We start from the raw sequence: 6,308 nt of genomic DNA, 5'->3' as shown, positions 1-6,308 counted from the left end.
CCTCGCCCAGCGGGGTCAGGTCGATCCGGTGGTGGCCACGGACGAAGAGGGCCCCGCCGAGGACCCGTTCGAGGTCGCGCACCCGCTGGCTGAGCGGGGACGTGGCCATGTGCAGTCGCTGCGCCGCGCGCGTGAAGTTCAGCTCCTCCGCCACCGCGACGAAGTACCGGAGATGGGAGATCTGCACACGCACACTGTAGGTCCGTGTCGTCCCGACGTGACCGGAACGCGAACGTGCATGTGCGGACATTGGTCGTTCTCGCGGCGCACCGGCCCGCCTAGCGTCTCCCCCGACCGACAACGAACGTCGATGGGAGCGCCGATGAGCCGCCGACCGGTGCGGATCGCCAACTTCTCCGGCTACCTGGGGGACCGCTACACGGGTCTCGCCGAGGCGCTGGCGGGCGATCCCGTCGACGTGCTGGTCGGCGACTACCTCGCCGAGATCACCCTCGCCGGGTTGGCCGGTCGGCAGCGGCAGGGTCGACCGGGCTACGTCGAGTACTTCCTCCACCAGCTCGCACCCCAGCTGGCCACGATGCGAGACCGCGGCGTGAAGCTGGTCTGCAACGCGGGCGGGTTCGATCCCGCGGGCCTCGCCGCCGTCGTCCGCCACGAGATCGCCCGCTCCGGGGCCGGCCTCACCGTCGCCCACGTCGAGGGCGACGACGTGCTCGCCGACCTCGACCGCCTGGTGTCCGACGGGAACCCGCTGGAGCACCTGGACACCGGCGCGCCGCTGACCTCCTGGGGCATCCGGCCGATCGCGGCCAACGCCTACCTCGGCGGCTGGGGGATCACCGCCGCGCTGCGGGCGGGTGCGGACATCGTGGTCACCGGCCGGGTCGCCGACGCGTCGCTGGTCAGCGGGCCCGCGGCCTGGTGGCACGGCTGGGCCGAGGACGACTGGGACCGGCTCGCCGGGGCGGTGGTCGCCGGGCACGTCATCGAGTGCGGCCCGCAGGCCGTGGGCGGCAACTTCTCCGGGTTCACCGCGTTGGGCGACATGACCCGACCCGGCTTCCCGATCGCCGAGATCGCCGCGGACGGGTCCGGCGTCGTCACCAAGCACGCGCGCGACGGCGGGCGGGTGACCGTCGACACGGTCACCGCCCAGCTGCTCTACGAGATCCAGGGCCCGCTCTACCTCAACCCGGACGTCACCGTGGACCTGTCGGGCATCCGGTTGGCGGAGACCGGCCCGGACCGGGTCGCCGTCGGCGGCGCGGCCGGTCTGCCCGCGCCCGCCACCACGAAGGTCGCGCTGTTCGGGCTCGACGGCCACCAGGTCGTGAACACGGTCTACGCCACCGGTCCGGACGTCGAGGCCAAGGTCGCGCTGCTCGCCGACCAGCTCCATCTCGACCTCCCGGAGGGCGTCGAGCTGACCGTGACGGCCCTCGGCAGCGCCGCGCCCGACCCCGCGACCCAGTGGGACGCGACCGTGCCGGTGCGGGTGATGGCGACGGCCGCGGACGAGGCCGCGCTGGCGGAGTTCGCCGCCCGACGTCGACTCGGGAGCCTGTACCTGCAGACCTTCCCCGGGTTCTTCCACGACGGCGCGGGGATGCTCGCCAACTCGCCGTCCCCGCGGATCGACTACTGGCCCGCCGTCCTGGACGCCTCGGCGGTCGAGCACCGCGTGGTCCACGCCGACGGGCGGACCGAGGTCGTCGGCCCCCTCGCGGGAACGACCCCGGCGGCCACGCAGCCCGAGCACCCGGAACCCGCCGACTCCGACACCGGGGTGCGCACCACCCGGACGGCGCTGGCCGAGCTCGTGCACACCCGCAGCGGCGACAAGGGGGGCAACAGCAACCTCGGCGTCTGGGCCGCGGACGAGCGGGTGTGGCCCTGGCTGCGGTCCTTCCTCTCGACCGACGAGCTCCGCAGGCTGCTGCCGGAGACCAAGGAGCTCGAGATCGTCCGCCACGAGTTCCCCGAGCTGCGGGCCGTCCACTTCGTCCTGCGCGGCCTGCTCGGCACCGGGGGGTCCTCCAACACCCGGGTCGACCAGGTCGGCAAGGCGGTCGGCGAGTACCTGCGCGCCAAGCACGTCGAGGTCCCGGAGGACCTCGTGCGCGACCTCGCCCGGTCCCGCTGAGACGGCCCCCACCCCCCATCGCACCCGCTCGACGACGAGAATCGGAACCACGATGACGACCGAACCACACCACGACACGGCTCCCGCTCCCTCCCGCATGGGGAAGGTCGCGGCGGGCACCACGATCGGCACCGCGATCGAGTGGTACGACTACTTCATCTTCGGCACCGCCGCGGCGCTGGTGTTCGGGAGGGCGTTCTTCCCGGACTTCTCCCCGCTCGCGGGCACGTTGGCGAGCTTCGCCACGTTCGCGGTCGGGTTCGTGGCCCGCCCGCTCGGCGCCGCGATCTTCGGCCACTTCGGCGACCGGCTCGGCCGCAAGCCGATGATGGTGTGGACGCTGATGCTGATGGGCGTGGCCACCGTCCTGATCGGACTGCTGCCCACCTACGACACCATCGGCATCTGGGCGCCGATCCTGCTGGTCACCCTCCGGGTCGTGCAGGGCATCGGGGTCGGGGGCGAGTGGGGGGCCGCCGCGCTCATGGCGGTCGAGCACAGCCCGCCCGCGCGCCGCGGCTTCTTCGGCTCGCTGCCCGCCGCCGGTGCGCCCCTGGGCGTTCTGCTGTCCAGCGGGGTGTTCGCCGCGCTCTCCGCCACCCTGCCCGCGGGCGCGTTCGACAGCTGGGGCTGGCGGATCCCGTTCCTCATCAGCGCGGTCCTGATCGGCGTCGGGTTCTGGATCCGTGCGTCCGTGGAGGAGTCGCCGGTCTTCGAGGGTGCCGCGGCGGAGAAGACCGAGCGGTCCGGCGCACCCCTGCTCGACGTGCTGCGCACCCACCCGCTGCTCATCCTCGCCGCCGCGGGCACCTACATGGCGACCGCCGCCGCCTTCTACGTGAGCACCACCTGGGTGATCTCCTACGTGACCACCACCGCGGAGACCCATTCGCGGAGCACGGTGCTCACGGTCGGCCTGTGCGTCTCCGCCGTCAGCGTGGTGTGCAACCTCGCCTACGGCACCCTGGCCGACCGGATCGGGCGCAGGCGGCTGTTCTTCGTCGGGACGATCGCGACGGCGGCGTACGCCTTCCCCTTCTTCTGGCTGGTGGACTCCGGCAGCCTCGGTCTGTACGTCCTCGCCCTGGTCATCTCCGCGATCGTCCTCGCGGCGATCTCGGCGGCCGTCGCGTCCTACTTCGCCGAGCTGTTCCCCACGCGGGTGCGGTACTCCGGGGTCTCGCTGAGCTTCCAGGTCGCGGCCGTGATGGGCGGGGGGTTCACCCCGCTGATCTGCACCGCGCTGTACTCGTGGGTGGGGTCGACGTGGATCGTCGCGGCGTACATCGTCGCGCTGGCCCTCGTGGGCCTCGGCTGCCTGCTGGCGATCCCGCGGCTGCAGGCCGCTGAGCTGGCCACCGACCCCCTCGTGGTCGGGGACGACCTCGCGGGCGCGAAGACCGCGAGCTGAGGACGGGAGCGCGATGTACCCCGGGACCCACGCCGCCACCACGCCGGACAAGCCGGCGGCGATCATGGCCGACACGGGCGAGACCGTGACGTACGCCCAGCTCGAGGAGCGGTCCGTCCGCATCGCCCGGGTGCTGCACGGGCTGGGGCTGCGGCGGGGTGACCACCTCGCCGTCGTCGCGGCGAACGACCTGCGGATCTTCGACGTCTACTGGGCGGCCAAGCGGTCCGGGCTCTACCTGACGATGGTGAACAGCCATCTCACCCCGGCCGAGATCGCCTACATCGTCGAGGACTGCGGGGCCCGGGCACTCGTCGTGGACGCCGCGCTCGCCGTCGCCCCCGACCTCCCGCCGCTGGTCCCGCAGGTCGAGCACCTGCTGAGCCTCGGCCGGGCCGAGGGCTACCGCCCGCTCGAGGAGCTGGCCGCCCGCGAGTCGCCGGTCCCGCTCGCGGACCAGCCCCGCGGCGCGGACATGCTCTACTCCTCGGGCACCACCGGACGGCCGAAGGGCATCCTCCCGCCGCTGCCGGAGGAGCAGGTCGACGAGCCGGGGGACCGTCAGGTCGCCTCGACCCAGCGGGTCTGGGGCGCGGGCCCGGAGGACGTCTACCTCTCACCCGCGCCGCTCTACCACGCCGCCCCGCTGCGGACGTGCACCGCGGTGCAGGCGCTCGGCGGCACCGTGGTGGTGATGCGCAGGTTCGACGCCGAGGAGGCGCTCGCGCTCATCGAGCGGTACCGGGTCACCTACAGCCAGTGGGTGCCCACGATGTTCGTGCGCATGCTCAAGCTCCCCGAGGACGTGCGTGCGCGGTACGACGTCTCGAGCCTGCGGCTCGCCGTGCACGCGGCGGCGCCGTGCCCCCCGGACGTCAAGCGCCGCATGATCGAGTGGTGGGGCCCGATCGTCGACGAGTACTACTCGTCGACCGAGCTCAACGGCATGACCGTCGTGCGCTGCGCGGACTGGCTGCGCAAGCCCGGGACGGTGGGCCGGGCGGTCCTCGGCGTCGTCCGGATCTGCGCGGACGACGGCCGCGAGCTCCCGGTGGGCGAGGTCGGCACGGTCTACTTCGAGCGGGACGAGCTGCCGTTCCGCTACCACAACGCGCCCGAGAAGACCCGCGCCGCGCAGCATCCGCACCATCCGACGTGGACCACGACCGGGGACCTGGGGCGGCTCGACGAGGACGGGTTCCTGTTCCTCTCCGACCGCCGGACCTTCCTGATCATCTCGGGCGGTGTGAACATCTACCCCCAGGAGATCGAGAACGTGCTGGGTGAGCACCCGGCCGTGCTCGACGCGGCGGTGATCGGCGTGCCCGACGAGGAGATGGGGGAGTCGGTCCTGGCGGTGGTCCAGACCGTCCCCGGGCGGGACCCCGACGAGTCGCTCGCCGCCGAGCTGCTGGACCACGTGCGGTCGCGGCTCGCCCGGTTCAAGACGCCGCGGCGGATCGTCTTCAGCCGGACCCTGCCCCGCACCCCCACCGGCAAGCTGGCCAAGGGTGAGCTGCGGGACCTGTACGTATGAGACCGATCGTGGAGGAGCGGGCATGCTGATCCAGGCCGCGGTGCTCCGGTCGGCGGATGCGCCGTTCGCCGTCGAGCCGGTCGAGCTCCCCGAGCCGGGGCCCGGCCAGGTCCTGGTGCGGATCGCCGGGACCGGTTTCTGCCACACCGATGTGCTCCCGCGTGTCCCGGGCTTCCGGGGTGCGCCACCGCTGATCGCGGGGCACGAGGGCGCGGGGACCGTCGTCGCCGTGGGGCCGGGGGCGACCGTCGAGGTGGGCACCCCGGTGCTGCTGTCCTTCGACTCCTGCGGCCGGTGCGCGAACTGCCTCGGCGGTCATCCCGCGTACTGCGACTCGTTCTACGCGCTGAACCTCACCGGCCGCGGCGGTCCGGGCGCCGTGCAGGCCCGCGACGGCGCAGGCCGCGAGGTCGCGGCGCGGTGGTTCGGCCAGTCCTCGTTCGCCACGCACGCGCTGGCCGGGTCGCGCACCGTCGTCCCGGTCGACCCCGACCTGCCGCTCGAGCTCCTCGGCCCGCTGGGCTGCGGCATCCAGACCGGCGCGGGCTCGATCCTGATCGCCCTGGGGGTCACCGCGGGCAGCACCGTCGCGGTCTACGGGGCGGGCGCGGTCGGCCTGGCCGCCGTCATGGCGGCGAAGGTCGCGGGGGCCGCGGCGATCGTGGCGGTGGACCTGCACGACTCGCGGCTGGAGAAGGCGCTGGAGCTCGGGGCGACGCACGTCGTGCGCGGGGACTCGGACCGGGTCGTCAAGGAGGTCCAGGCCGCGACCGGCGGGGGAGCGCACCGTGCGCTGGACACCACCGCGGTCCCCGCGGTGATCGCCGCGGGTGTGGAGGGACTGCGGCCCAGGGGCACGATCGGCCTGGTGGGGGCCGGTGCGGGCGCCCGGGACCTCGTCCTCGCCCCGTCGGCGTTGACCATGGGCAAGTCGGTCACGGGCATCCTCGAGGGCGACGCCGTGCCCCAGCTGTTCCTCCCCCGGCTGATCGAGCTGTGGCGCCAGGGGCGATTCCCGTTCGACTCGCTGGTCCGCACCTACCCGCTGGCCGAGATCGACCGGGCGGAGCGGGACGCGGCGGCCGGGACGACCATCAAACCGGTGCTGCTGCCGGGAGAGGGCTGAACCATGCACGTGCGCAAGGAGCTCTACATCGGTGGCGCGTGGCGGGCTCCCGCCGCGGGCGGCACGATCACGATGGTCGACCCGGCCACCGAGGAGGAGTCGCCTTCGATGGTTCGGGGGGCCGTCACGC

At 73.4% G+C, this 6,308-nt stretch carries 5 protein-coding genes; 4 read left to right on the top strand and 1 reads right to left on the bottom strand.

What is annotated here, in order from left to right:
* Window positions 1-187 (bottom strand): LysR family transcriptional regulator (locus tag H5J29_RS35160; protein WP_312858278.1); only part of this gene is annotated, 187 nt, incomplete at its 3' end.
* A gap of 135 nt (window positions 188-322) precedes the next feature.
* Between H5J29_RS35160 and H5J29_RS17270 the strand changes: the two genes are divergently transcribed.
* From H5J29_RS17270 to H5J29_RS17255, 4 genes are read left to right on the top strand one after another with little or no spacing between them, the layout of a single operon-like run.
* A complete protein-coding gene (locus H5J29_RS17270) occupies window positions 323-2,104 on the top strand; it encodes an acyclic terpene utilization AtuA family protein (RefSeq protein WP_181781982.1) in 1,782 nt (593 codons plus the stop codon).
* 52 nt (window positions 2,105-2,156) lie between these two features.
* Entirely contained in the window at window positions 2,157-3,515 is a 1,359-nt protein-coding gene (locus H5J29_RS17265) for an MFS transporter (RefSeq protein WP_181781981.1), read from the top strand.
* Window positions 3,516-3,528: 13 nt separating this feature from the next.
* Window positions 3,529-5,052: an acyl-CoA synthetase gene (locus H5J29_RS17260; protein ID WP_181781980.1), complete on the top strand. Its 1,524-nt coding sequence runs from the start codon at window positions 3,529-3,531 to the stop codon at window positions 5,050-5,052.
* A gap of 22 nt (window positions 5,053-5,074) precedes the next feature.
* Window positions 5,075-6,178 carry an NAD(P)-dependent alcohol dehydrogenase gene (locus H5J29_RS17255; RefSeq protein ID WP_181781979.1) on the top strand — a complete coding sequence of 368 codons (1,104 nt, stop codon included), beginning with the start codon at window positions 5,075-5,077 and terminating at the stop codon, window positions 6,176-6,178.
* Window positions 6,179-6,308 lie beyond the last annotated feature (130 nt).

Source organism: Pseudonocardia pini, assembly GCF_013870575.1.
Lineage (GTDB): Bacteria > Actinomycetota > Actinomycetes > Mycobacteriales > Pseudonocardiaceae > Pseudonocardia > Pseudonocardia pini.
The sequence above is the reverse complement of the archived record's forward strand: the minus strand, read 5'-3'. Positions and strand labels throughout refer to the sequence as shown.